Below are 25,789 nucleotides of genomic sequence, written 5' to 3'. Positions count from 1 at the left end.
ATCACCTGATCAGGCTTTATTTTTATCTACCGCCCCATAACCTCACAGCTAAGCCACCTGATCTTTCCGTTTTCCGCTCTGTAGAAGCAAATAAGGCCGCCTTAGTCGCATATAGGTGCAAGGTTTTACGTGCCCGGGTAATCCCCGTATACAAAAGCTCTCGCGTCAGCAAAGGACTGTCATCCGGCGGTAAAATAAACGCGACCGCATCAAACTCAGAACCTTGGCTTTTGTGTACGGTCATCGCAAAAACAGTTTGATGTTCAGGCAAGCGACTTGGCAGCACACTACGTAGTTCGCCATCCAATTCAAACCACACTTTGAGCTTTCCGCTATCATCGGCAAGTACAATCCCAATATCACCATTAAACAATTTCAGTGCAGGATCATTGCGGGTGATCATAATCGGTCGTCCAGCAAACCAGGTATCAGAGCCTTTGATATAGCCCCTGCTGCGTAGCTCTTGCTGAATTCGCTCATTCAGACCAGCAACGCCATAAACGCCTTCACGGCGCGCGCACAGCAGCTGAAATTCACCTAAACGATCCAATAAGAGTTTTGGTGAAGCCTCAGGATTAACATGACTAAACAGCTCACTGTAAAAAGAAACAACCAGATTGATCATCTCTTCGTAACTGTCACGAGTCAGGTAATGATTATTGAGATCTTCAAAACCCTTAGCCATCACTTGCTTAACATGCTCGACAATGCCCGAATTAACCGCTTTCGCCATATAGCCGATGCCACTTCTATCATCAAAGCGATAGCTTTTACGTAGAAGCGCCAAACAATCAGAAAAAGATTGAACTGAGCCGGACGATTGGGCCTGAGGCAATGCACCTAACTGGGTTAATAACTGTTGTTGATTAGCACTGTAATCTAATTCTCCCGGCCAACTACAGATATCGCCGAGGACATTCCCGGCTTCTACCGACGCTAGCTGATCTCTATCTCCAAGCAGAATTAATCGTGCATGCTCAGGCAGCGCATCCAATAGACGCGCCATCATCGGTAGATCGACCATAGAGGCCTCATCCAACACCAACAGGTCTAAGTGCAACGGGTTATCCCCGTGGTGGCGAAAACCTATCTGATTCGGAATCACACCCAATAAACGATGAAGTGTGCTGGCTTCCGAAGGCACCAGATCAGCAAGCTCGGCAGGTAATGCTAATTTCAGTTTTGCCGAATTTATCGATTCAGCTAGACGCGCTGCAGCCTTACCCGTAGGTGCAGCTAAGCGGATATTGATATCTAAGCCCTTAGCCTGCATTTGCTGAATATACAGAACCAACAGTTTAATAACCGTTGTGGTTTTACCTGTACCCGGACCACCGCTAATTACCGAGAAACGTTTTTGAATAGCAACCGCAGCAGCTACCTTCTGCCAGTCGACATCTTCGCTTTGTTTAGGGAAAAGTTGCGCAAGATGATCGCCCAACAAAGGTAGATCCACATCAACAGGTACAGTACGTTTGCTTAACTGTTGGGCGACTTGGATCTCATATTGCCAATATCGATGAAGATAGAAGCGCCCCTGATCTAAAACCAGTAGCGCACTTTCTAGCGATCCATTAGTCCCCAACATCAACAGACGAGCATCAGGTTTTAGTGCCTTCCAATCTACAGATTCGACAAGAGTAACTATCTCATCAGACCAATAGCCTTTTGGTGAAATCAACCTATCTAAAGGCAGACACACATTACCCGAGGCCAACTCAAAGCTAACCAAAGCGGCAAGCAGCGGTAATGCTGTATCATCAGGCTTTTGTTCAGCCACGAACGCTGCAAGTTGATAATCGACTGAACGAATGATCCCTTCTTGCGACCATTGTTTCAGTTGGGGTAGATATGTATTAGACATCAACAACCTCCCCGGAAAACATCTGATCCAACTTCTCAATCAATTCGATATCCGGTTTATCATGGAACACCCCATTGGAGCTTTCACCGTCCATCCCACGAAGGAACAAGTAATAAACACCCCCAAAGTGCCGCTCATAATCGTAATCAGGTATACGTTGCTTCAGTAATCGATGCACCGCGAGCGTGTAAAGCAGATATTGCAGATCGTAGCGATGATCAATCATCGATTCTTGTATCGCCTCTTGGGTGTAACAGGATGCCTCATAACCTAGGTGGTTAGATTTGTAATCCAAGACATAGTACTTCTCGCCATCGCGGAAGAGCAGATCAATAAAGCCTTTTAACAGGCCTCTTAAAGGCTCAAAAGAGAGCGGTTTAGCCTTAGCCGCTAGGGGATCATAACGACGAATCAACGACTCTAAACGCCCTACTGTGATGTGTTCAGCACTGAGCATAAACTCCATCTCCACCAGCCGATCTTCATCTTTGATCTGGTTTAAGCGCAGTCCTTGTCCATTAAGATCCGTTGCCAGAACATCTTCTATCAGCTTTTCGATCACAAGCTGCCAACGCTCTTCGTAGCCTGCGACCTGTAGCTGATCTTGAAGTTGATTGCGGTACTCATCCGATTCCAGCATGACCTGCTGATATCGCGCGAAGCTGATCTCTTCAAAGACGCTATGCAGGAAGGTGCCGGCATTGGCGCCTCTAGGAAAGGTAAAGATATTGTCTTCGTCAGGTATAACTTCTTCGACCTGTTCCTGTCCTTCTGCAGCTACTTCTAGATCCAATCCAGGGAGTTCAGGTATATGGCTAGCCTGATGTTTACTCAGCGCAGAATAGCTACTGACACGCCAATCGCGATCGATTTTACGCTCAAAACTACGTGCTTCTAGCTGCGCCGATTGCTCTTCCTCAACGGCAAATAGATCTTTCTGAGAGCCGTAATTTGGCGGCGCTAAAACTTGGATAGCAGTATGCTGTTCGAGTGTCTGTATGGCTTCATCCAACTCAACCCCCGATTGCAGGAGAAGATAACCTAAAGCGCTATCGATCAATCGGGACTTTTTACTATTACCGATCTTGATATGACTGATACCGATATAGCAGCTATAAACCGCGCGGGTAAGGGCGACATAAAGTAGACGTAGCTCCTCAGCCAATCGTTCTTTATCCGCTTCTTCCAACGCTTCCGGTTCGGCTTTAAGATCTAAAACAGCTTCGCCTGATTCATCATGATAAAAAGCACTTTTCTGCTCTTTAAAACGGCAAGCAAAAGGCAAAAACACTACTGGATATTCCAAGCCCTTAGATTTATGTACGGTTACAATAGTTACCAGATTTCGCTCGCTTTCTAAGCGTAAAATCTGCTCATCACCACCGCCAGAAGGCTGCGAAATCTGCTCGTTAAACCAACGTATCAATCCAGCTATACCTTCTCTTTCAGCGCTCGCTTGTTGCAGAAGTTCAGCTAGATGCAACATATTGGTTAAACGACGCTCTCCGGATACCTGCTCAAGCGTCATTGCCGCTAGATTACGTTGATGAATCAGTCGGCTTAACATTGGCAGCACACCTAAGCGCAGCCATATTTCACGATAATCACTAAACTCAGTGATCACCTTCTCCCAACCTAGTTCATCGTGATTCAGTCGATCAAGATCATGCATATCGAGCTGCATAAACTCTGTTGCTAAAGCAGCTTTCAGCGCTCGATCATTCAGCGGATTTTCAATTGCCGTTAACAACAAAGAGAGTTCGATCGCTTCTTGAGATTTAAAAACGGAATCTTTGTTACTCAAGTAAACACAAGGGTGTTCATAGACACCTAAAGCCCTGCGAATCTCTTCTGCTTCAAAACGATCTCTTACCAGCACTGCGATATCAGAGCCTTGTAATTTTCGATCTCCGATCAACGTATCACCTGACAATAAGCGGTCTATTTCTGAAGCCGTAGCTTGAGCATAAATCGCTAAATATTGTGCATTATTCAGCGGCTCATCACTTTCTTGATGCCATAAGGTTAAAGCGGGAGGCTCAACGTTTTGAATCTTTAAGCGTTTACCACCTTTATCTGCTGCTTTAACGGGTATAAATGGAATATCTTCATCGTAGATAAAAGCAGAATCAGCCGATTGGAAAAGATGGTTTACCCCTTCAACCATCGGCGTGGTCGACCGCCAGTTGGTTTCTAAGGTAAAGGTCTGCGGTACTTGGCGACGGGCCTGAATATAAGTAAAGATGTCGGCACCACGGAAGGCATAGATCGCCTGTTTCGGGTCACCAATCATGATCAAGGCATGTCGATTTACATCTTTGTACAGCGTTGAAAAGATGCCGTACTGCAGTGGATCCGTATCTTGGAACTCATCAATCATTGCGACCGGAAACTGATCACAAATAGCGCCCGCTAAGCTTTCACCACTGTTGCTATACAACGCTTGATGCAGGTCGATCAGCAAGTCATCAAAGGTTTGCACTTGATACTGTTTTTTAGCTCGGGCTAAACGGAGCCGAACCTCTTTCAATGCGCGACTCAACAGTATCTCTTTAACCGGAACAGCCCCTTCTAACAGGGTATCTAACTGCTCAAACAGATAATGCTGCGGATACTCAGCACCTTCTGGCGTTTTCTCCAGCAACACCGAAGAGGTGAATTTCTGCAGTGTTGTAACCAACTTTTTATTCGGCTCCAGTTGTTCTGATGCCGCATAATCATCGATCTGGGCAATCCATTTCGGCAGATTTGCTTTGGTATAACTGCGCTTGTTGACCCCTGAGCTTTGAACCAGCGCAACCAGATCATCTTCATTCTCTAGCCATGCTTGCTTGAACTCATTCAGCGCTTCCAACCTTGCCTCATAAGCCTCGGCTAGATCTTGGTCCGATAAATCCGGTGTTACCCGAACACTGCGGCTTAGCAAACCGCGTATTTCCATCATCAGCGATTCAGGGCTCGACCAATACTGCATCACCAAGCTGCTGAGCGGACCTGATAATGGATAGATGGTATTGCGCCAGAAATCGATAGCCGCACTGCGAATCAGGCTCTGATCGTCTTGAGTCAGTTCACTCTCAAATAACGAACCGCTTTCAAACGCATGCTGTTTAAGCATCCGTTGACAGAAACCATGGATGGTAAAGATTGCAGCCTCATCCATCTGCCGAATCGCTTGTTCTAGCAGTTTGATCGCCTGTTCATGATCTGCTGTATTTTGTTTTAGCTGATTTAAAAACGGATCACTGACATCAGGTAACAGAAAAGCATTTCGCGCATCAACAATTCGACTGCGGATACGATCTCGCAGCTCCTCCGTCGCGGCCTCGGTAAAGGTCACAACCAAAATTTGATCAGGCCCTAGCGGCTTATCACTGATATCCCCTTGGCCTAAAAGCAAACGCAGATACAAAGCAGTGATAGTGTAGGTCTTACCGGTACCAGCACTGGCTTCTATCAGCTGCTGCCCTTTCAGAGGGAAAGTAAACGGCTCTAGCGGAAGTACACTAGTCATCTTTCCCCTCCTCTACATAAGCTAGCAGCGGCTCATAAACTGACTCTGCCAAAGGAATAAACTGCTCGGTGTACTGATTAAAATCGGGGAATGCACGACGCACATAAGGGTCGTCTAGAATTCCGATGCTAAAACTGTCGCCGTAGAAACGTTTTTCTAAGCTCTGCAAAGCCTTATCAGGATCTTTAGCTCGCTGGGCAAAATAATCATGAGCCAATGAAGCATCAAACGCTTGTGGCATCGTCATCCCCTGCTGATAAAACGCCACCAGCTCGGTTAACAATCGATGCGCTTCTGTAGATTCAACTTGACGATAGAACGCCTTACCAGACAAACCGCGGTAGATCGTGTTTTTGCGAGCGTCTAATGCACACAGAACTAGATGCTCAACCCAGGTAGATAAGCGATCCCGAGCATTGACTTGCGCCGGTCTATAACGCAACAGATGATCAGGATAGCAATGGTCAATCCAACCTTGTAAACGTACACCGTCCAGATCTAAATTAACTTCAACTCGCTCAGGGGTACCTTCACATAAAGGCCTTATTTTCTCGGCAAGCTCTTCGCAGTCATGACGTATTTTCTGCAGTGTTAACTCGCCCGCCTGAGCGACCGGAAGAATACCCTCGGCCAATACCGTTTGATCCAATTGATCTAACGATTGATCTGCCAACGCCGTATCCAGATAACGCTGCTTGATCAGATAAGATTCCAAGTTATCCAGCGCGAACGGCTCTTCGTCCTGCGCTTCGATCTCGCTCTGACTGAAATACACTTTCAACCGCTGATTAAAGAAGCTGCGACATGGACTTTTCAAAAAACGAATCAAATCAGAGAGTTCTAATTCGGCTAGCGTTTCGTTTTCCAACGGCTGATTGATAAATTTCAGCAGAGGCTTAGTATCAGCCCCAGCAGCGGGTAACCATTGAGCGGCATAACTAAACAACTGCGAGTGCTCAGCAAAGTACTGCGGACTAAAAGCAACTAACGGGTGCTGTTGGATCAACGACTGCCGCAGTTTTTGCCCACTATCGGTATACGGCAGGCTGGAATCGGCAGCATAGGTATAACCTTGTTCAATATAATCGAGTAGTTCACTGACCAAGACCGAAGGTATTTTAGGGTTGTTATCGCGAATAGAGCGTCCGACAAAACTGATATAAAGCTGCTCTTGGGCAGATAACATCGCTTCTAGGAATAGATAACGGTCATCATCTCTACGGGAACGATCACCTCTGCGCGGATAGTCGGTCATCAAATCAAAACCTACCGGAGGAATACTCCGCGGGTACGCACCATCATTCATGCCAAGCAAGCAAACCACTTTAAAAGGGATCGAACGCATCGGCATCAAGGTACAGAAGTTAACCGCACCAATCATAAAGCGTTGGGATGAGCGTTGCTGGTTCATCCCGTTCAACAGATAATCGGTGATCACTAAGGAAGACAGCGGCTGATTAAATTCTGCATCTGATAGCTGTTCTTGCAGATTCTGTAGCGTCTGGCGAATAGAGTTCAAAGCGATCTCATCTTGCTCATCGGCAAGATAAAACGCTTCCAACAATTGGTTAATCACCGCAACCCATTCATCTAAACAGAGCGACTGGCTGAAGTAGGTTTTCGCTTCTTCCAACAGATCAATAAAATCAGCGAGCTTGCCAAGTAATTCGGCTTCGAGCCCCTCCACTTCAGTGTAGGGCGCTATCTCTTGCCAATACGCCGTTTGTTCGCCTAATGCATAACCTGCCAGCATACGGCGCAAACCAAAGCGCCAACTATTTTGCTCAAATAGCGGTAGCTCCCAGACACTGCGTTGTTCAGCATCCAGCCCCCAGCGAATGTTTACTTGGTCGACCCAGTAGCGCAAACGCAGGAAGCTATCATCATCCAAACCAAATCGACGTAAGATCGCAGGTACTTCTAGTAACTCTAAAACATCAGATACGGTAAAGCGGCTGCTATTTAGCTTGAGTACTTTTTCAAAGCTAAGTAACAAAGGGTTTTCCTGACGATTGCTGCGATCCGATATAGAAAATGGGATGTAACGCTCAGAAGGTGCATTGGAAAATACCGCCTCGATATAAGGCGCGTAAGCTGCCACATCCGGCATCATCACAATAATATCGCGAGGTTTTAGCTCAGGGTCTTCCTCAAATTTGGCTAACAGCTGATCGTGTAAAACCTCTACTTCGCGCAGCGGGCTATGGCAGCTATGCAACACTATTGAGCGGTCGCTCTCATCAACGCTATGTTTTGTTTCGCTATGACTAGGATCTTCAGGGAATGAGGTCGGATTATCTAAATCCAAAATATCCTGCTGGATGCTGTTCAGCAAACAGTGCCTTTCCGGTTCAGCAAAAGCATCGATCTCTTCAACCGCGTTATCTTGCAACTGATAGATATAATCACGCCCAAGCTTGCCCATAGACGCCAAAAGCGGGTTTCCTTGGGCATACTCGCTCATCTCTAGCTCGGGTTTGCCAAACCAGCGACGGTTTACTCGCGCGATCTGAGCAGCATCTAGAATGTCACCCCAATAGTAGCGACAAGGGTTCATAATCATCAGGTGCACATCAACTTGTTCACCTAAGGCTTGTAGCGCTTGGATATAATTTTGCGGTAGCGCTGAAATACCAAAGACAAACAAACGTGGCGGTAACTGTTCAAAGTTAGAGCGTTGACGAAGCAGTTTTACAAAATCGCCAAACATATTGGCCCTATGCCAATGAGATTGCTCTAAGGACAGAGTGTAATCGGTCAATGCTCGCCATAGGACTGGCTGCCAGCTATGACGGGCAGCGGCTAGATTTCCGCCTTGTTCCCAATCAGCGATCCAATCGGGACGATACACCAAATATTGGTCGAAGATATCAGCAATTTTATTGCACAACTGATAGAGGCGATAATCCTCTTCATCATCAGCCAAATAGGTTTGTAACGGGTGGAATTCAGGTTGAGTCAGCAGATCGGGTAACACCAACATCAACTTCCAAGCCATGGCTACCTTAGTAAAGGCAGAGCGCTCTGGCACATCATCTAAAACGTTGGAAAAGCTTTTCCACAAAAACGATGCCGGCAGAGGAAAATCGATGGATGCAGCGATCCCAGATGCCTGTGCTAACTCGAGCTTGAGCCACTGCGCCATACCTGGGCTTTGCACCAGAATTTGCTCAGAGATAAAGGGATCCGCGATCGGGTCGCGTCGAATTAATTCAACTAAGAGATCCTTAAGGACCAATATCGAGTTGGAGTGATAAACCTGAAACATCCGTGCCCTGATGCAGTAAAAATTGCTCACCAACGAGGGTTGGTAATTAGAGCTATCTACTTTACTGAACTGGACTTTTAATGTCAGTTACTAATTATTGTGGAACGCTAAGATTAACTCGAATAAACAAGATAGTAGAACAGCCATCAGCCGCTGCTTTGAGGGTTATCTTCTTCAGCTGGTGCGGGCAAACTTGCAAAGCCTTCTTCCTCGGACCAATAGTCTCGGCCCTGCTCTACTCGAACAACCCCTTTAAAGCGTTGTTTCAAATAGTCGACCGCTTCTGGCAAGGTGTCCAAATCACACAAAATTACGCCACCACGATCATTATCTGTAGAAAAAAGAAAACTCTTCATACTGCCTCCAAGTTACGGAGGCAGATGATTACATAGAGAAGCGGTTGTGAAAAGCTAAACTGTGACAATACAGTTTTTACCCTGCTCTTTTGCTTTATAAAGCGCATTATCTGCACGTTGCATCAAGCTCTGCACACTATCACCGACGGTATAAGCGGTTACACCTATACTGACACTACAACGAATGGTTTCACCATCAGGCAAGATAAACTGATAGTTCTGCAAACTTTCACGCACCCTTTCTGCCACCGTTTCAGCGCCATCAACATCGGTCGAAGGCAGTAAGATCGCAAACTCTTCACCACCATAGCGATAACCACTATCTAAGGTTCGTAGGGAAGAGCGAACCAAAGCACCGAAGGTTTCAAGCACTTTATCGCCCATCAAATGACCATGGGTGTCATTGAGCTTTTTGAAATCATCCAGATCAAAAAAGCATAAAGTAAAACCATGATGGTAACGGCGGGCAGTTTCCAACGCATTTTCCATCTGATCATAAAAATGACGAGAATTATGAAGACCGGTCAAGCTGTCGGTGATACTTAACTCTTTGTATATCCGCTCTCGCTCAAGTAGTTCAAACTCAGCTTTTTTACGTCCACTGATATTCTGGAAGGTTTCAATAGCACCTATTAAATCGCCATTGGAATCGACAATGCTGGAAGCTGTAAATTGCAGCCATTCACCATCGACACCACAGTCAGGGAAGAAATCTTCGGCTTCATAAGCCCCCTCGATCAACTCTGAGCGCTGACACTTATTCATATAGTAGTGTTTAACGTCTTCGTCTTTGCCGCCTTCGAGGATCAAGTCAGCAAGACAAGGGCGCGCAGAGGAGTAAAAAGGCCTCCACTGATCTTTAGTACCGACCATCTCTTCTCTGCTAAGACCACTAATCGCCTCAAGAGCTGAGTTCCAATAAATAATCCTGTGGTCTTTATCAAGAACAAAGGTTGGCAAGACGATGCGATCAAATACTTGAATAAGCATGGATTGATCTGTCATATCAACGATTGCCATGGGTGGGATACCTACTTGAGGAACTACATTTTCCTTCATAAATCTTACTGCGCCTTACCGTCTTACTAATACAAACAGCCAAAGGTATGACCAATATTTTAATTGGTAATACCACTACTCTATATCCTTAAGTAACTTAAATATAGTCAACTATTCGATTTTATGAAGGAATATTAAAAAACAAATTAAAACAAGAAGCTGGATCAATAATGGAAGCGGTTGTTGGCAAAAGCTTACTATTTAGATTTGGGAAAGAGCTACTCAACCCTTTCCCAAAAACTTACAGGTTCACACTGTTCAAATAGCTCCCCCTGCCTGAAACATAAGGTGTTCCCCGGATTGATAGGAATAGCTTCGTCGCCCAATAAAGACTGGGAAGCGACAATAACACCGGTAACAAGATCATCTGAAGAAAGCTCTAGATCTACCCCCAAATTCAAACAAAGTTCTCTAAATGAAAAGCTCTGGTAAGCCAAAGGTTCAAGGTCAGTTTCGTTACCAGAATAGGCAAAAAGCAACTCACCATCCCAATGAATAAAGTGATGACCGCTTAATCGATTTAAGCGTCCGGCATAATCAGCGATTAAAGCTAATTTCATCTCAGCATCCGGTCGCCCTTCGCTCCATAGCTTACGCATCCGCTCCTGCAACAAGCTAAACGCTCGCTCTTGAGGGCTACAGCTTAGTGGCCACTGATCTCCCACAGGAAAACGATCACCATCTTCGATGCCGGGTAACTCCCCTACTTGGGAAAACAAACAGGGTAAACCACGCTGCGCCCTTGAATAAGGTTGTATCTCAACGGCCTCAAGGGGTAGTTCAGGATAAAACGCTGCAGACCATACCTCAGTTTCTTCAGGGTTTTCTGCAAGATAATCTGCAAGCCCCAACGCCCTGTTATTATCCATAGCAGTGAATCGCTGTAAGTTAGATTCACATACAGTAGTGATGCCTAAAGCCTCTATTTCAGGGAGATTGGTCAATCTCACTTTAACTGGCGATGAGGTCACGATAGATAAAAATTGTGGCGACTTCATATTCCTTCCTTAGGTAGCAGCCACAGGCTCAGAATGAGAGCGGCCTATATAGAAAATAACTGCTACTGCCCAAAGGATCAAAGGTAAAACAATCCAATTCATTGCTTGCCAGCCCAATACAGCCTCCATCCAACCGGCAGACATTGCGGAAACTGTCACCATACTAAACACTAAAAACTCATTCGCCGCTTGAGATTTAGCTTTCTCTGAAGGTCTATAAGTTGTGGTAACCAGTTGAGTTGCGCCGATAAACATAAAGTTCCAGCCAATCCCTAAACACACCAATGCCGTCCAAAAATGCCATTCAGATACGCCCATCAAGTTAATACCAATGCAGGCCAACATAAATACGGCGCCGGCATACATAACTGGATTAAGGCCAAATCGTGCTATCAAACTGCCGGTAAAGAACGAAGGTACAAACATACCTAACACATGCCACTCGATAACATGAGCCGCTTGAGCAAAGGTAAAACCACAACGGGCCATCGCCAAAGGCGTTGCTGTCATCAGTAGGTTCATCACTACATAACCCACCATTGCAACAACAACGGCAACGATAAAGGGGGGTTGCCTAACAATCGTCAGTAACGGACGTGCTTTATCAGTTTCTTCAGCAACCACTTCTTTGGGAATATGAGTAAAAAACAGCAAACAAAGTGCAATAACGTAAAGGCCTAATAATCCAACAAAAGCACCAGCAAACTCCGCTTCGCCTAACAAATCCTGACTATAGATAGCCAACTGCGGCCCAATAACGGCAGCTACAACACCACCGGCCATAACTAAGGAGATAGCTTTACTTTTCGACTGATCATCGCAGACTTCTACTGCTGCAAAACGGTACAAAGTACCAAAGCCAATACCTATCCCTAAAAGGAACGTACCAAACGAGAATAGAAAGAACTGCTCTCCTTGCAGGGCAAGAATACACAATGCCGCACCCAAAATACCGATCGAATTTCCCAAGTAGAATCCATTTTTGCGGCCTATACGGCGCATGATCAGAGAGGCAGGAATGGTTGCTAGCATCAAACCAATAAACTGGGTCGCCACCGGAAAGGTCGTCATAGAAGGGCTTGCCGCTAGATTTTGACCGATCAAAGCCACTACCGAGACTAACAGTATATTTCCGGTCGTTAATAAGGCTTGGCAACCGGAGAGCAAGAAAACATTCAGATTCATGAATTAATATCCTTTGATGCTTGATCACAAGTTACAGAACCAAACCGATCCCGATACTCACTTGGGTTAATACCTAAACGGCGAATAAAGACTCTACGAAGATTGTCAGCGGATACTAGTCCACTCTGTTCAGCTACCCGCTGTAGATTCAATGCACCGCTTTCTAATAACTGCCGAGCCAAGCTTAAGCGACTGTTTTCGATATAAGTGGCTGGCGATTGCGTAAACTCACTTTTGAATAGACGAAACAGATGCCGCTCACTGACACAACAATGTTCGGCCAATAAGGCGAGATTAAGCTCTGCACTTAGATTCTGTTCGATATAAGCAACTGCCTTAGCAACAGGCCCTGTGGTTTTTAACTGAGCTTCTAGCTGAGTGCTAAATTGCGCCTGGCCACCGGGACGTTTCATAAATACCACCAGCTCTCGCGCAACCGCCATCGCGATCTCATGACCTAAATCCTCCTCGACGAGGGCCAAGGCCAAATCAATGCCTGAGGTAACACCTGCGGAGGTATACAGATCGCCCTGTTTAATCCAGATCGCATCGGAGTTAACCCGCGTATCAGGGAACTCTTCGGCTAACAGGTCACAACACTGCCAGTGAGATACGGCCTCTTTATCCGCCAACAAACCCGCTTCAGCCAAGAGGAAAGCACCGCTACAGACAGAGCCAATACGCCGAACATTTTTAGCCTGCTCCTGTATCCAGTTAATCAGCTCCTGATTTCTGCGTTGCAGATCAACCCCACGGCCACCTGCAAACAGCAGCGTATCGATATCCGTAGCATCGAAATAGCACTGATCAGGAACTAAGCGCATCCCCGAATTGGTCACTATAGGCTCTTGCGATAACCCAAGAATTTTAATCTGGTAGAAATCTTGCCCTAATGCCCGATTAGCCGATGCAAATACCTGCAATGGTCCGGTCACATCAAGAATTTGGCAATCAGCATAGCCAAGAACGGCGATAGTTTTCACGTAATACTCCCACGGCTATTAAACCCGTGATAGCAGTATTACGCGAAACCGAAATGTCATCAATGACACATATCCGACAATTTCGGACATGCATCATTAAACAATGGAAAGACTAGAGAGAAAGAACGTCGATCTTCTGAGGGTTAAACGTCTGTACCGCCTCTTCTGTCGGCGCGTTATCCGGACGCATAGAAGTGTCGCTGTTTGGATCAATACCGTGAGGGAAGCCGTGCTTCAAGCCCTTAAAGTCGAACAGTTCAGTATCAGCCAAGTGTGAAGGCACAACGTGCTGTAAAGATCGGAACATGGTTTCGATACGACCAGGGAAGTTCTTATCCCAAGTTTGCAGCATCTCTTTGATCACCTGACGTTGCAGGTTCTCCTGAGAACCGCACAAGTTACAAGGGATGATTGGGAAGCCACGTAGTTCAGCAAAGGCAGCGATATCTTTTTCACGCGCATAAGCTAACGGACGGATAACCATGTTCTTACCGTCATCAGAAACCAGTTTTGGTGGCATAGATTTAAGCTTGCCGCCGTAGAACATGTTCAGGAACAACGTCTCTAGAATATCGTCACGGTGATGACCTAGTGCAATTTTGTTAGCACCGATCTCTTCAGCGAAACCGTACAGAGAACCACGACGTAAACGCGAGCATAGTGCACAGGTCGTTTTACCTTCAGGCACCACTTCTTTAACCACTGAGTACGTGTCACGCTCCAAGATATGGAAAGGTACGCCGATCGATTCCAAATAAGCAGGCAAAACATGCTCAGGGAAGCCCGGCTGTTTCTGATCCAGATTCACCGCCACCAGCTCAAAATTGATTGGGGCACTGCGCTGCAGATTCATCAGGATATCAAGCATCGCGTAGGAATCTTTACCGCCAGAAAGGCAGACCATAACCTTGTCGCCATCTTCGATCATATTGAAGTCTTCAATCGCGCGACCCATCTCACGGCGCAGACGCTTCTGCAGCTTGTTCATACGGGTTTTCTGCTTCTTCTGCTCGGCAGCAGCTTCGGCGTCAGTTAGTTGAGGATCTTCAATTGATGAGGTGTTGCTAGTAGTCATGGTCTTCAGCTCTATTTCGGAGCGCAGATTATACACTAGATGATCTTAAGAAGTCCTACACCTTCACGCTTGCTCGGCTAAGATGCGGTGATACACTAAACTGAACTTTCATCGGTAAATGGATTCTTTGGAGCAAGTAATGCTTAAGCTGATCAAAAGACTGGTTTTCTCGGCAACTCTGCTAGCGAGCAGCACCGTTTTTGCTAACCCTATTCTATCTTTTGAGATGGAGGGGGATTTTGATATAAACCACACGGAGATCAGCCAAGCTCTAGAAGAGAGCCGCTTTTATGTCATCTTCGAGCCCAATATTGGCCGCTCTTTGACTCACTACAAAGACCTCTGGGGTGCTGATTACAACAAACACGGTTATGAAGAGATTCGCAGCTTAGTCTTCTGTAATCCTTGGTACGCCAACCATGTGATTAACAAAGACCCAGATATGGGCGCACTCTGCCCTCTTTCTATCACCCTGCAACACAAAAACGAGACAACCTATATCAAGTTCTTACGCCCAAGTCAGATCAATCCAGAAAGTCCAGCTCAGGATCTTCTGATTGAACTTGAAGGGGATATTGTTAAAGCGCTGAAATCCGTTATCGAGCAATAAATACTCGTAAGATTAAGGCTGAACCCAATTGATCTCTTGAGCAGTTTTTTCGCCAACTAAAACCTGCTCAAGACTCTCAGGCATCTCTGCTGTGGTCGACGTCCGTGGAATTCGACCACCCATCACCTCCGCATAAGCTTGCGGCAATAATGGCTCTAGTTCAGGGTCTGCATAACCATCTGGCCAGATCGGCTGGTTATTGCTGAGATCGTATTTATCGGTCGCCCCTAAGGTGTGCAGTACTTCATGTATAGTCACAAAGTTATTCTGTGCTTGATAATCGACACTAGCAAAACCATTCACCACACCAATCATCCCTTTCTGCAAACCTAAGGAATGCTCCAGTACTTGATGAGTTTTAGGCGAATGCAGCTTCAAATAGACTTTGATATCAGGCGCTGAGCCAGTCCAACTATCGTTTTGCCAAGCCCAATAACGCAGCTTTAAACTCCATAAAACACTATCTAACATACTCGGGTTATGTGGCGGTTTTGGAGGGTGCTCAGTCAAAGGGGGAGCAAGATAAACTTCGAGCGGTGTTTCGAGGGGCAGATCATAATGACGCGCTTCCCGCGCCATAAAATGCTCGATATCGTCGAAATGGCCTTCTAATAAGGCATCCACATAGAGTTGGGTATCAGCGCCTTGATCGGCATTAATCGGATAGATCACCACCCAAAGCGGCCGATCCCAATCGGTTGAGCGTAGCTGTGATAGCCAAGCATTCATCGCCACCACGATTAACGCTAGGATCAGAATAATTAAACGTAGCCAACCCCATGTACTTCGTTGCGATTTAGCCACTAATCCCACGAACGGCCCCTCCAATTAATCCCTTAAATCACACCCACAATAATCAGATATCGGATCGCTTTTCCCAAAGTGATCATCAGTACACTAAGCCAAAAATTGGTTTTTAACCAGCCAGCAACCAAACAAAGCGGATCACCGATTAGCGGTACCCATGACAATAACAAAGCCACAGGGCCATATTGAGTAAGCCATCGTTGCGCTTGCTGTTGTCTAGGTGATGATAGTGCGCGTAAAGGATAGTAATGGGCAATTCCCCAGCCCATTAAGAAAGTCACAATACCGCCCAAGGCATTGCCCGCGGTCACTGCAGCCCAAAGGCTCCACGGATCATGAACATCTTGAGAGAGCTGCCAAGCCAGTAGAACTTCGGAACCGCCGGGTAACAACGTAGCCGAAATAAAACCGCTAATGAATAAAGCTGAGAGACTCAGATCTTCACTCACGCGGATTCCAGCCCTGCCTTAATACAACGAAGAACCCCAACTTCATAGACACCAGCCAAGGCTTCGTGCACAGGTTTTAACGCTTGGCCAAACTCCTGCTGACACTCCAGCATCACCTGTTCGATATGACTGAACTCTTTCTCAGGAAGATCGACCACATCCTGAACCGCCAATTCTCCTTTTTGGATCGCTTGAGCTAAGTGACCGTAGATCGCATTAACCGATAGATGCTGCTGTCTCGAAACCTGATCAACCGTCATGCCACTGCGATACAGCACAACCGATTCCATTGCCTGAGTCGCGACATTATCGGCTTTGTGCTGATCCTCGAACTCTTCAATCGCCTGAATAAAGTCAGCACCGTAAAGGTCCAGTTTGCGTTCGCCCACACCGTTCAAGCGTTTGAACTGATCTGAGGTTTGCGGGCGATACATCACCATTTCCATCAGCGTTGCATCGTGGAAGATCACATAAGGCGGTACATCCTGCTCATCAGACAAGCGTTTACGCACCGCTTTAAGCTCATTCCATAGCGCATAATCTTCAGCTTCCAGCTGGCTCTGCGGTACTTGGTTTTTACGGTAAGGTGTATGCTGACGCTGGTCTTTACGCAGTTGGATTTTGGTTTCGCCGCGTAAAAGCGGACGGCACTTATCGGTTAGGTGCAAAACACCATGCTGATCGACATTCACACCCAACAATCCACGAGCCACCAGCTGACGGAAAACAGAGCGCCACTGGTTCTTATCCAGTTCTTTGCCTATGCCCCAAGTAGAAAGCTTTTCATGGGCGAAGTTTTTGGTTTTCTCATTCGATTTCCCCATCAGGATATCGACCACATGATTCACACCAAAACTCTGCCCAGAACGGTAAACCGCCGATAAGGCTTTACGTGCCGCTTCAGTGCCATCCCAAACAGGAACAGGCTCTAAACAGGTATCGCAATTGCCACAAGGCTGATGATCTTTCTCACCAAAGTAACTTAAAAGCACCTGACGACGGCAGCTCGTGATCTCACACAGCCCAAGCATCGCTTCTAGCTTCTGGCGCTCAACCACCTTCTGCTCTGCTGGCGCTTGCGAGCCTTCCAACATCTGACGCAGGAACATCACATCCTGCAAGCCATAAACCATCCAGGCATCGGCAGGTAATCCATCACGGCCTGCACGGCCAGTTTCCTGATAATACGCTTCAATGCTTTTTGGCAGATCCAAGTGAGCCACATAGCGCACGTTCGGCTTATCAATGCCCATACCAAACGCAACAGTTGCGACCATGATGATATTTTCTTCAGTCAAAAAGCGATGCTGATTATGACTTCGAAGGTCTGCCGCAAGTCCCGCATGATAAGGCAAGGCATTAAAGCCCTGCTCACATAACCACGCTGCAGTATCTTCTACCCGCTTGCGAGAAAGGCAGTAAACGATACCGGAGTCTTTCGGGTGCTCATCTTTAAGAAACTTTAACAGCTGCTTTTTCGCGCTGTCTTTTTGCCCGATACGATAACGAATATTCGGGCGGTCAAAACCTTGGATAAATTCAGCAGGATTGATCAACGCTAATCGCTCAACAATCTCTTGTTGAGTGCGCTCATCCGCGGTTGCCGTTAACGCAATACGCGGCACACCAGCGAACAACTGAGCCAACTGGCTTAGCTGCAAATATTCCGGTCTAAAATCATGCCCCCACTGAGAAACACAGTGAGCCTCATCGATGGCAAAGAGTGCAATTTGGCAGGACTGAAGCAGAGAGAGCGTGCGCGGCTGAAGTAATCGTTCCGGCGCTATATAGAGTAGATCAAAACCACCGGATCTTAACTGATGCTCGGTTTCATTGATCAAAGAGAAATCCATGCTCGAATTCAAGCACCCAGCACGAATACCCCATTGTGACAGCGCAGTCACCTGATCCTGCATCAACGCGATCAGCGGCGAGATAATAATAGCCGTGCCCTGCCTCATCAATGCAGGCAGCTGATAACAGAGTGATTTACCACCACCTGTAGGCACAACCACCAAGGCATCATGGCCATTTACCAGAGTATCTATAACTTCGGCTTGGGGCTCTCGGAACTGATCGTAACCGAAAACCTCTTTGAGGATCTGTAACGCGCTTGAATTCATGGCTGGATTATCCAGAAAGCGCGTGCCTTTGTCACTGACAACCGTATTGAATTCCGCACTTAAATAGAGCTTAAAAAATACTGCTAAATCTGACCAAGCAAGTTAAAATCATCAGCATAACCTTTTAGGAATATATTCATGACTCTCACTTCAGCGAATGCACTTACCGATTCAGAACTGGATCTACTGGACGACTTCCTTTATTCCGATGCTGTTTCAGAAGATTGCCTTGATCTTATCGGCGTTCACGGCTTGTTTAGCGCGCTAAATATCAGCCCTACTCCTCTTGATGAATCCACGTGGATGGAACTGGTTTTTGATCAGACGCCAAACTGGGAATCAGAAACGCAAGAAGCTGAGATCATGGGCCTACTAAAACGCCTATACAGCACGATTGGCGGACAGCTATACAGTGACGGCGAAATCGAACTACCGTGCGAACTGTCTCTAGACGCTGAAGAGGATGAAGATATCTCGCCTCTAGCATGGTGGTCACAAGCCTTTATGGAAGGCGTGTTCACTCAGGAAGAAGAATGGTTCGGTAGCAAGAAGCAAGAAGAAGTAGCTGAGATGCTGCTGCCAGTAATGGTTGCATCTGAACTGTTTGAAGAAGATGACATCAACAAGATTCGTGAAGATGAGAAACTATGTGCAGAGATGTGCGCGCAGATTCCAGAACTGCTGATCGATCTGTACCTATATTTCCACGCACCAGATAAGTAAGTTAGCTTTCTATACGCTTATTTCAGCTAGCCTAGTTCACCTACTAGGCTAGTTATCTCGCCTTTCAATACAGCCTGTCGTTAAACCTTAAGCTGATTATTGCGATCACGCGATCTGCGGATCAACTCATCACCAGAAGCTTTTGGGCCTAACTTAGCAATTCGATCGTAAAGCACAACATTCACTGTTGCGGCTAAGTTCATACAGCCAACGGTCGGAATGTAGATCACATCTTCACACCAAGCCACGACCTCTTTATCGATCGAGCGATCTTCTGGGCCAAAGATATAGTAAGCATTTTCTGGGTGCTCGTAGTCGATCAATGAAGTCGCTCCTTCCACCAGCTCAATCGCAACCGGTCTAGCACCTTTTGGAATCGACGCTTTAAAGCATTCAATATGATCTAGCGGGATACGCTCCAGCATATTGCGCGTATCTGTCTGCAGTCGCTTATTCTGTTCCTGCGCTTTGTTAAAACGATTGCCCGTGTAGGTAACAGATTGCACGTTGTAGCAACCCGCTGCACGCATGATCGCCCCAACATTCTCAGGGCTCTTAGGATCAGTTAAACCTATATGGGCTTGATGACTTTCAGACATATTTATACTGCTTTCTTAATAGTGCGCTAATAAAGCAGGGATTCTATAGTAATTCTGCCAGTGAGAACACGTAAAACAAGGCTCGGAAGCACAACCGAGCACCTGTTTTTCTACTACTTTTCAGGTTAACCAAAGTGTGCAAGCCAACGCTCAGCCAGATCTCGCCTTTCTGGCGTAGGCAACTGATCCAATCCCGCTGGCAAAGATTGAGAACGGATATAATTAATCGCCTTAATCACCTCGCCTTGCACAAGGTAGATATAAGGGCCAACCTCAGCGTTATGGATAAAGTTGATCGCGTTACCCCGATTGGCCAAATAAAAGTACTGACCTAAACGCTCATATCGTGCAATATGCTGGGTTTCCTGACTCACCGAGAAATTGGTATCAGCACGGCTCAGTTCCAACTCATCGTCAGACGACGTCACTGAAAAGATAAACGCACCGTTTTTGATACGGTTAAAATCATGATTATTCAGTGACTGATTCCCCGTCGCGCAAAAGATCACATCACTACTCTGCAAGGCATCCTCTTTATTGATCAGATCAAAACCGCGCGATCTCGCCTCGATCGCACGAATCGGATCGATCTCAACCACCTTGGTATTGATATTCTTTTCATGCAGCGCCTTAGCAATCGAGCGCCCGATCTTGCCATAACCAAACACCACCGCATTACCGCCGTTCATAATTTGGTGGCATTCACGCATCAAAGCCTCGGCAGAGTAAACAATCGATTGACCGGTCAGATAATCTTCGGGACTTTTAAGGGGGCTACGGGCAACCGAAAGCACCGGTACCGGCAGTTGCTCGTGTTCAAGATAACGTTGTAAGCCATTTTCTGTGACTTCTACCACGCCCAGCAGATTGGCTTTTAATCGATCAGGCAGTTGCGGCAGCGCAGAAGCAAAATAGCCACCAATATCGACTAAGATCATATCCCCTTCTGGGATATATTCATTCAAAATTGCTGATATGACCTCGACCGAACTGATCTGAGAGCGCTTTTTAATCACCACCTGAAACCTTTGTTCTACTTGTTCCAGTGTTGAGCGGCTGATACTTTTAGGCTTTGGCAAAACCATTTTTACACGGCAAAATTGCTCCAACGCATCCAAAAAAACCGGAGGCGTATCAAGTAGATGGGTAACAACAACCAGTTTTAGTGTGTCATCCTGAGCGGGACAAATATCCTCAAAAAAATGCCGGGCTTTCATAAATAAAGGGGTCATCATTCTCTCCTAGGTATGTTGATCCCCACTGTGTAAATTATCGGAGCGCCAATCTCAAACAATTGTTTAATTTAAACGTATGTTTTATTCTTTTACCCTTACTTAAGACATTACGAATATTTTATTCGTAGCCGCCCCTAAAAAGGCTTTTGAACGATATTGCTCGCTCAATAGAAGTTTGATCAAAATGCCAAGGTCAGTATGAACGAACAACAGAACGATCCTTCTAAGCTACACCCACAAACAGAGCTATCTATGCTTGATCAACTCAGCGATATGATTGCCATCGTTGATCAAAACAATACGTTTGTGGCGGTAAACAAAGGCTACGAAAACTTTTTTGGTATTCATAAAGATGCATTTATCGGCAAAACCGTTGCCGAAGTTCATGGCACCAAAGCCTACGAACAGCAGATCAAAAGTGCGCTCGAACAAGCCTTTATGGGAAAAAAACATAAAGTTCGCATCAACCAGACCTCTATCTGCCAACAGCTGCATACCTTTGAAGGCAAGTTCACCTCCTACTCTGGTTCACTGATCACGGATCTAGGTGCGATGGTGGTGTTACATGACATCACCGATCTTATCGAAGCCCAGCAAGAGCTAGAGCGCGAGCAAGAGCTGCTGCACACCATTATCAACGCAGTTCCTGATTTTATCTTTGCCAAAAGCCCTGAAGGGGTTTATCAACTGTGCAACAAAAGCTTTGAAGAGTTTCTGGATACGCCCGCCGAAGATATCTTGGGCCGCACCGATTATGAGCTGATGTCGAAAACCTCAGCCGAATACATTGCCAATAAAGATAAAGAGGTAAGAGAAACGCTAGAAGCACAACGCTGCGACGAATGGGTTTCCTACAAAGATGGTCGTCGCCGCTTATTGGATATGTACAAACTGCCGCTGAAAGAGAGCAACTCAACAGAGACGGGTGTCCTGGGCATAGGCCGTAATGTTACCTTTGAGCGCGAAGCCGAGCAGAACCTACTCCTCGCCTCCTTAGTGTTTGATGCCACCCCAGATCCTTGCATCATTCTATCCGACGAAGGCGAGATCATATCCAGCAACGAAGCTGCACAAACTCAATTCCCTCAACTGAAAGATAAAACGCAAAGCCTACAACTGAGCGAACTGCTATACAGCCCAGAACGTAACGCTATCGATCTGGACAAACTAACCGAATCCAATGGCAGTTGGTGCGGCGAGATCTGCAGTCACGATCACAGAACCTATTTCGCCACCCTGAACGCGGTTCAAGGCCAATCGGTACAAGCCAATAAATTTGTACTGATCGTACGTGACGAAAAAACCCATAGCGCTATGGCAGACAACCTGCTGACCAAAGCCTATCAAGATCCACTCACCGATCTACCCAACCGCCGTCTCTTCTACTCCCGCCTCGAAAGCGCAATTTCCCGAGCAGAAAGGCAACTGAGCCAACTGGCGGTTATCTATATCGACCTAGATAAGTTCAAACCGGTAAACGACCAATACGGCCACGCCACCGGCGATAAAGTCCTACGCGAAGTCGCTAAACGCTTAAAACACTGCTTCCGCTCCACCGATACCATTGCCCGCATCGGCGGCGATGAGTTTGTGGCCCTGATTGATATCGAAAAGCGCGAACAAGCGATATTAGTTGCAGAGAAATGCCTAAACAGCCTTGTAGCCCCGTTTGATCTAAAGCCGGCGCAACATATTATTGAGGCTAGTATCGGGATTAGCATCTTCCCAGAAGATGCAGGCAGTGCAGAGATATTGATACAGCGTGCAGATAAAGCGATGTATCAGGCAAAGCATTCAGCTGATACATCGGTTTGTTATTTTTCGGAGTGAGGCGGGTTTAAGGGCTTTCGCCGCTAAATACAGGAAGAATACTGCAAAGATCAGCTGTGGTTACTTGTTAAGTATTTCACCAGCCGATAACCACCAATAATTAAAGGGCTCTGACCCCATTAATTGCCAATCTTCCTTGAGCTGTAACGCCCCTTAATCAAAGGACTCCCCCCCTTTAACTATTTTGATTTGATTCTAAGTTGGATTCTTTTGGCAATGATTCAAGACCGTTAGTTTTTAATTTTTTGAACTTATTAGATACATTTATAACATCAGATCTGTTGTTTACTTCGTAAGATAGCTCGTCTCTTAGATTCTTTGCATCGTTATGTAAATTCAAATAAACATATGACTTTTCGTTGAATTTAAAAGCGTTCTGTAACGCGATTAAAAACGTAGTAAATATACCTAAACTTCCTGCTAAAACTGAGTTTTCTGTAGATACCAACCCAAAATAACCAGTAAAAGAACTACTAACCAAACCTAAACAAAGTAAAAAAACATGGAATCTATTATTGAATTTATACTTTTTCTTTGACCATTTCAAAAACTCCTCAATTCTGGAATTCAGGTGTTTAGCTTGATCATCTTTTTCAACTAAGTGCATTGTCTCTCCTTGCACCTAACGCTTGGTTCAGGTGCGCCTTAGGCGCCACCTAAACCACTTGTTAGATCTCCTATGCTGTAATTCTATTCCTGCAGTTACTTAGGAATAATCCCAAGCAATCAGGAGTGTTAGCGTACTGAGATAACTCAGAAACTACATTCGTTTTGGCTAGACTAAGTTTCGGTTTTATCTTAAGACCTTCAAAGTAGCCAATTTTTCTCCTCGCCATCTCAAAAAGATTAACAAGGTACAACCTGAAAAATTCAAGCCTATATTTACCTCTACAAGAACTCTTCAGTTCTGAAGCTTGTATAACAGCGGCACATGTTTTCAGAAGGTCTTGACATAATTTATGCTCAATTGAGAAGATAGAATCTAAATGGTTGATAGAGTATTTTTTCTCGACAACTCCTTCATGATAGGAAATGAATTTTTCCACATCATGATTATTCAGGTTGAGTTTGACACTACAATCATTTTCTTTCACTCTTGCCATGATCCAAGCATTTAAATCAATTAACTTATTATCGCATTCTGACTCAAAACCCTGATAAGATTTTATTATTACCTCTATCGTCTCATTATGCCTGAAGTCGCAAAGACCTAACTCATCAGTAAGTACACGCTTAAGAACATTGTAGTCGGCATATAAATTTTCAATAGAATAGCATGGGGTACAGTATAGGTTGATATCCTCTTGTTTTTCATCAAAGTCTTTATCTATGAAATAGAGTATTTTGGCTCCTTTAATGGAACTGTTTTTCTCAACATTCTTCTTTAAAGTTAATACTTTATCTTTACCCTTGCATGACAAATTTTTTCTCTTAAAATCACCAAAGTGTTGATCAATACGGGATCCATAGTATTTTGCATCTTCACCTTCAAATACACACACTAAAGTTGAGTCAAAACAGTCAATTTTTTTTATTAACTTTAATAGGTCAACAGAAGAAGACTGACGCTTCTTCCGCATCATTTCAGCACGATCCATCACTAAATTTAACCTTCCCTTGTTACTTCAATAATTCCAGTTTTATCATCTAACTCATTTTCAAAAATGAAGGGGGAATGAGTTGCTGCAACGAGGAATTTACACTTTCTTGATGCAATCATGTCTGGCAATAATGTTTCTTGCCATTCTATGGATAGGGAAAGTTCTGGCTCATCAAAAATCACGATATAATCTTGAGCTTTATTCAAGTAAAGTTTTGAAAACAAAGAAATCAACTGTTTCTCACCTGAAGATAAATTTTCTAGTTCAACGGTGTTTTTAGTTTTTTTGTTAACAACTTTAATGTCTACACTATTTTCGTCGTAACTGAATTTTTTGTTTACCAGATATTTGTTTGCAATCTCAACAAATTTCTTAATTGAGTCATCAGTTTCTTTCTGTTCAAGATAAACATCAATCAAATTACTCAATACAAAGACTAATGGGTGGTAACGGTCTCTTTTAATTTCTCCGTTATTTATTAACTTTAATATTCGTTCTTTAGTTGTTCCAGTAATGCTATCTCCAATTCGTTCAAGAACGATTTTAAGTTCTTCTGTCTTTTCAATCTTAGCAAATTCTTTTTCTGTGGCTTTATAGTCTGAGGTCAACTGCGTAAGCATCTTACCATTAAGGTTCGTATATAAAGTAACAGCAGATTCTTTTAGTTCATTTTTGATTTTATTAAATCTTAATTTCACATCATCCATTCCAAACTGAATGAGCTGGTCTTTTGATCTAAAATCATCCTCCAAATAACCTAGATTACCTATCGCTTCTTCAACTCTCCTATATGTTGGCAAGTAAAGAATTGTACCGTTAACATTTCTTTGAACGGTTTCTTTAATTTCATCACTAACCGTTGTTGCTTTTTCTTCATTAATGACTTTATCAGCAACATAAGAAAGTCGATCATACAGCTCTCTACTATGCCAACTAACCCTTCTCAATACTTTTCTAAAGTTCGCCATATGCTGAACTCTAGAATAAGGTAATCCTTTTACAGTTCTTATTAAGTCAATCAAATCATCAGGAGATAAAGTATTTTGAACTTCTTCAAGTACCGGATGTTCAAGCAACTCTAAATATGTACTAATTCCGAGGTCATCTTTGCTTATTTTAATTAAATCTCCACTTTTAAATCGGAGCTCGATTTTCTCAAAATCAAGTTTGCTTAACTTATGATAGTTCTGAGATAGAATCGCATATAGGGCACCTAGAACAGTTGTTTTGCCTGTTCCGTTATCTCCGATAATGATTTTTATATCATCGTCAAAGTTTAGAATTACATCTTTTTCGCCATGCAATTCGAATATCTTTATGTATTCAATCAAGGTTATTTCCTTTGTATTTGATTGTTGACCCAATGTTGAAAATTTCGCGGCGAGCGTCAGCGAGTCCGGCCACACAATGGCGTTGTGATATTGAGTTTTAAGCTTTTTCTACACCGCGATGCAAAAGATTGTATGCATCCAACGATTGCAATATTGGTAAGCTCAGTTCATTTGGAAAC

20 protein-coding genes are annotated in these 25,789 nt (G+C 44.9%); 3 read left to right on the top strand and 17 right to left on the bottom strand.

The genetic code is table 11. From position 1 onward, the window contains the following. Positions 1-22: 22 nt before the first annotated feature. The 9 genes from recD to ttcA all read right to left on the bottom strand — a co-directional run bounded on the left by recD (position 23) and on the right by ttcA (position 14,215). Positions 23-1,864, bottom strand: a complete 1,842-nt coding sequence (recD, locus tag ACMXYT_RS05670) for an exodeoxyribonuclease V subunit alpha (protein WP_415912003.1) — start codon at positions 1,862-1,864, stop codon at positions 23-25. After that, positions 1,857-5,378 (bottom strand): exodeoxyribonuclease V subunit beta, encoded by a 3,522-nt coding sequence (recB, locus tag ACMXYT_RS05665; RefSeq protein WP_415912002.1) that lies wholly within the window; start codon positions 5,376-5,378, stop codon positions 1,857-1,859. Before recB ends, recD begins: the two co-directional genes overlap by 8 nt. Continuing rightward, positions 5,371-8,646: an exodeoxyribonuclease V subunit gamma gene (gene recC / locus ACMXYT_RS05660; RefSeq protein WP_415912001.1), complete on the bottom strand. Its 3,276-nt coding sequence runs from the start codon at positions 8,644-8,646 to the stop codon at positions 5,371-5,373. Before recC ends, recB begins: the two co-directional genes overlap by 8 nt. A gap of 146 nt (positions 8,647-8,792) precedes the next feature. Further along, positions 8,793-9,002, bottom strand: a complete 210-nt coding sequence (locus ACMXYT_RS05655; protein ID WP_415897875.1) for a hypothetical protein — start codon at positions 9,000-9,002, stop codon at positions 8,793-8,795. Positions 9,003-9,056: 54 nt separating this feature from the next. After that, entirely contained in the window at positions 9,057-10,061 is a 1,005-nt protein-coding gene (locus ACMXYT_RS05650) for a diguanylate cyclase (protein WP_415912000.1), read from the bottom strand. A gap of 218 nt (positions 10,062-10,279) precedes the next feature. Further along, a complete protein-coding gene (locus ACMXYT_RS05645) occupies positions 10,280-11,059 on the bottom strand; it encodes a class II glutamine amidotransferase (protein ID WP_415911999.1) in 780 nt (259 codons plus the stop codon). Between the two features lie 9 nt (positions 11,060-11,068). Then, positions 11,069-12,244 carry an MFS transporter gene (locus ACMXYT_RS05640; protein ID WP_415911998.1) on the bottom strand — a complete coding sequence of 392 codons (1,176 nt, stop codon included), beginning with the start codon at positions 12,242-12,244 and terminating at the stop codon, positions 11,069-11,071. Next, entirely contained in the window at positions 12,241-13,227 is a 987-nt protein-coding gene (locus ACMXYT_RS05635) for a GlxA family transcriptional regulator (RefSeq protein WP_415911997.1), read from the bottom strand. The genes ACMXYT_RS05640 and ACMXYT_RS05635 overlap by 4 nt, the downstream gene beginning before the upstream one ends. A gap of 112 nt (positions 13,228-13,339) precedes the next feature. After that, positions 13,340-14,215 (bottom strand): tRNA 2-thiocytidine(32) synthetase TtcA, encoded by an 876-nt coding sequence (ttcA, locus tag ACMXYT_RS05630; RefSeq protein ID WP_415898231.1) that lies wholly within the window; start codon positions 14,213-14,215, stop codon positions 13,340-13,342. 226 nt (positions 14,216-14,441) lie between these two features. Between ttcA and ACMXYT_RS05625 the strand changes: the two genes are divergently transcribed. Then, on the top strand, positions 14,442-14,912 hold the full coding sequence (locus tag ACMXYT_RS05625; protein ID WP_415911996.1) for a DUF302 domain-containing protein: 471 nt from the start codon (positions 14,442-14,444) through the stop codon (positions 14,910-14,912). Positions 14,913-14,924: 12 nt separating this feature from the next. On the opposite strand, the gene ACMXYT_RS05620 is transcribed toward ACMXYT_RS05625, so the two are convergent. Genes ACMXYT_RS05620 through recQ form a run of 3 tightly spaced genes read right to left on the bottom strand, consistent with a single transcriptional unit; the run spans position 14,925 to position 18,291 of the window. Then, a complete protein-coding gene (locus ACMXYT_RS05620; RefSeq protein WP_415911995.1) occupies positions 14,925-15,725 on the bottom strand; it encodes a hypothetical protein in 801 nt (266 codons plus the stop codon). A gap of 23 nt (positions 15,726-15,748) precedes the next feature. Further along, a complete protein-coding gene (locus tag ACMXYT_RS05615) occupies positions 15,749-16,168 on the bottom strand; it encodes a YqaA family protein (RefSeq protein ID WP_415911994.1) in 420 nt (139 codons plus the stop codon). After that, on the bottom strand, positions 16,165-18,291 hold the full coding sequence (gene recQ / locus ACMXYT_RS05610; RefSeq protein WP_415911993.1) for a DNA helicase RecQ: 2,127 nt from the start codon (positions 18,289-18,291) through the stop codon (positions 16,165-16,167). The genes ACMXYT_RS05615 and recQ overlap by 4 nt, the downstream gene beginning before the upstream one ends. A 138-nt stretch (positions 18,292-18,429) precedes the next feature. Here recQ and ACMXYT_RS05605 point away from each other — a divergent pair, with 138 nt between their 5' ends. After that, a complete protein-coding gene (locus ACMXYT_RS05605) occupies positions 18,430-19,014 on the top strand; it encodes a YecA family protein (RefSeq protein WP_415888627.1) in 585 nt (194 codons plus the stop codon). Positions 19,015-19,094: 80 nt separating this feature from the next. Here the strand turns inward: ACMXYT_RS05605 and ACMXYT_RS05600 are convergent, their stop codons facing one another. Together ACMXYT_RS05600 and ACMXYT_RS05595 are read right to left on the bottom strand one after the other, a co-directional pair. Continuing rightward, positions 19,095-19,613, bottom strand: a complete 519-nt coding sequence (locus ACMXYT_RS05600) for an RNA methyltransferase (RefSeq protein ID WP_415894836.1) — start codon at positions 19,611-19,613, stop codon at positions 19,095-19,097. 125 nt (positions 19,614-19,738) lie between these two features. Further along, a complete protein-coding gene (locus tag ACMXYT_RS05595; protein WP_415911992.1) occupies positions 19,739-20,845 on the bottom strand; it encodes an adenosylhomocysteinase in 1,107 nt (368 codons plus the stop codon). Between the two features lie 201 nt (positions 20,846-21,046). Here ACMXYT_RS05595 and ACMXYT_RS05590 point away from each other — a divergent pair, with 201 nt between their 5' ends. Then, on the top strand, positions 21,047-22,678 hold the full coding sequence (locus tag ACMXYT_RS05590) for a diguanylate cyclase domain-containing protein (protein ID WP_415911991.1): 1,632 nt from the start codon (positions 21,047-21,049) through the stop codon (positions 22,676-22,678). A 175-nt stretch (positions 22,679-22,853) separates the two neighbouring features. On the opposite strand, the gene ACMXYT_RS05585 is transcribed toward ACMXYT_RS05590, so the two are convergent. From ACMXYT_RS05585 to ACMXYT_RS05575, 3 genes are all read right to left on the bottom strand, one after another. Then, positions 22,854-23,285 carry a hypothetical protein gene (locus ACMXYT_RS05585; RefSeq protein ID WP_415911990.1) on the bottom strand — a complete coding sequence of 144 codons (432 nt, stop codon included), beginning with the start codon at positions 23,283-23,285 and terminating at the stop codon, positions 22,854-22,856. A gap of 70 nt (positions 23,286-23,355) precedes the next feature. Beyond that, positions 23,356-24,276, bottom strand: a complete 921-nt coding sequence (locus ACMXYT_RS05580; protein ID WP_415911989.1) for a DUF4435 domain-containing protein — start codon at positions 24,274-24,276, stop codon at positions 23,356-23,358. A gap of 8 nt (positions 24,277-24,284) precedes the next feature. Continuing rightward, on the bottom strand, positions 24,285-25,610 hold the full coding sequence (locus ACMXYT_RS05575; protein ID WP_415911988.1) for an AAA family ATPase: 1,326 nt from the start codon (positions 25,608-25,610) through the stop codon (positions 24,285-24,287). Positions 25,611-25,789 lie beyond the last annotated feature (179 nt).

It is taken from the genome of Neptuniibacter sp. QD37_11 (assembly GCF_047778105.1).
GTDB lineage: Bacteria > Pseudomonadota > Gammaproteobacteria > Pseudomonadales > Balneatricaceae > Neptuniibacter.
Note: the sequence above shows the minus strand (reverse complement) of the source record. Positions and strands in the feature narration are given on the sequence as shown.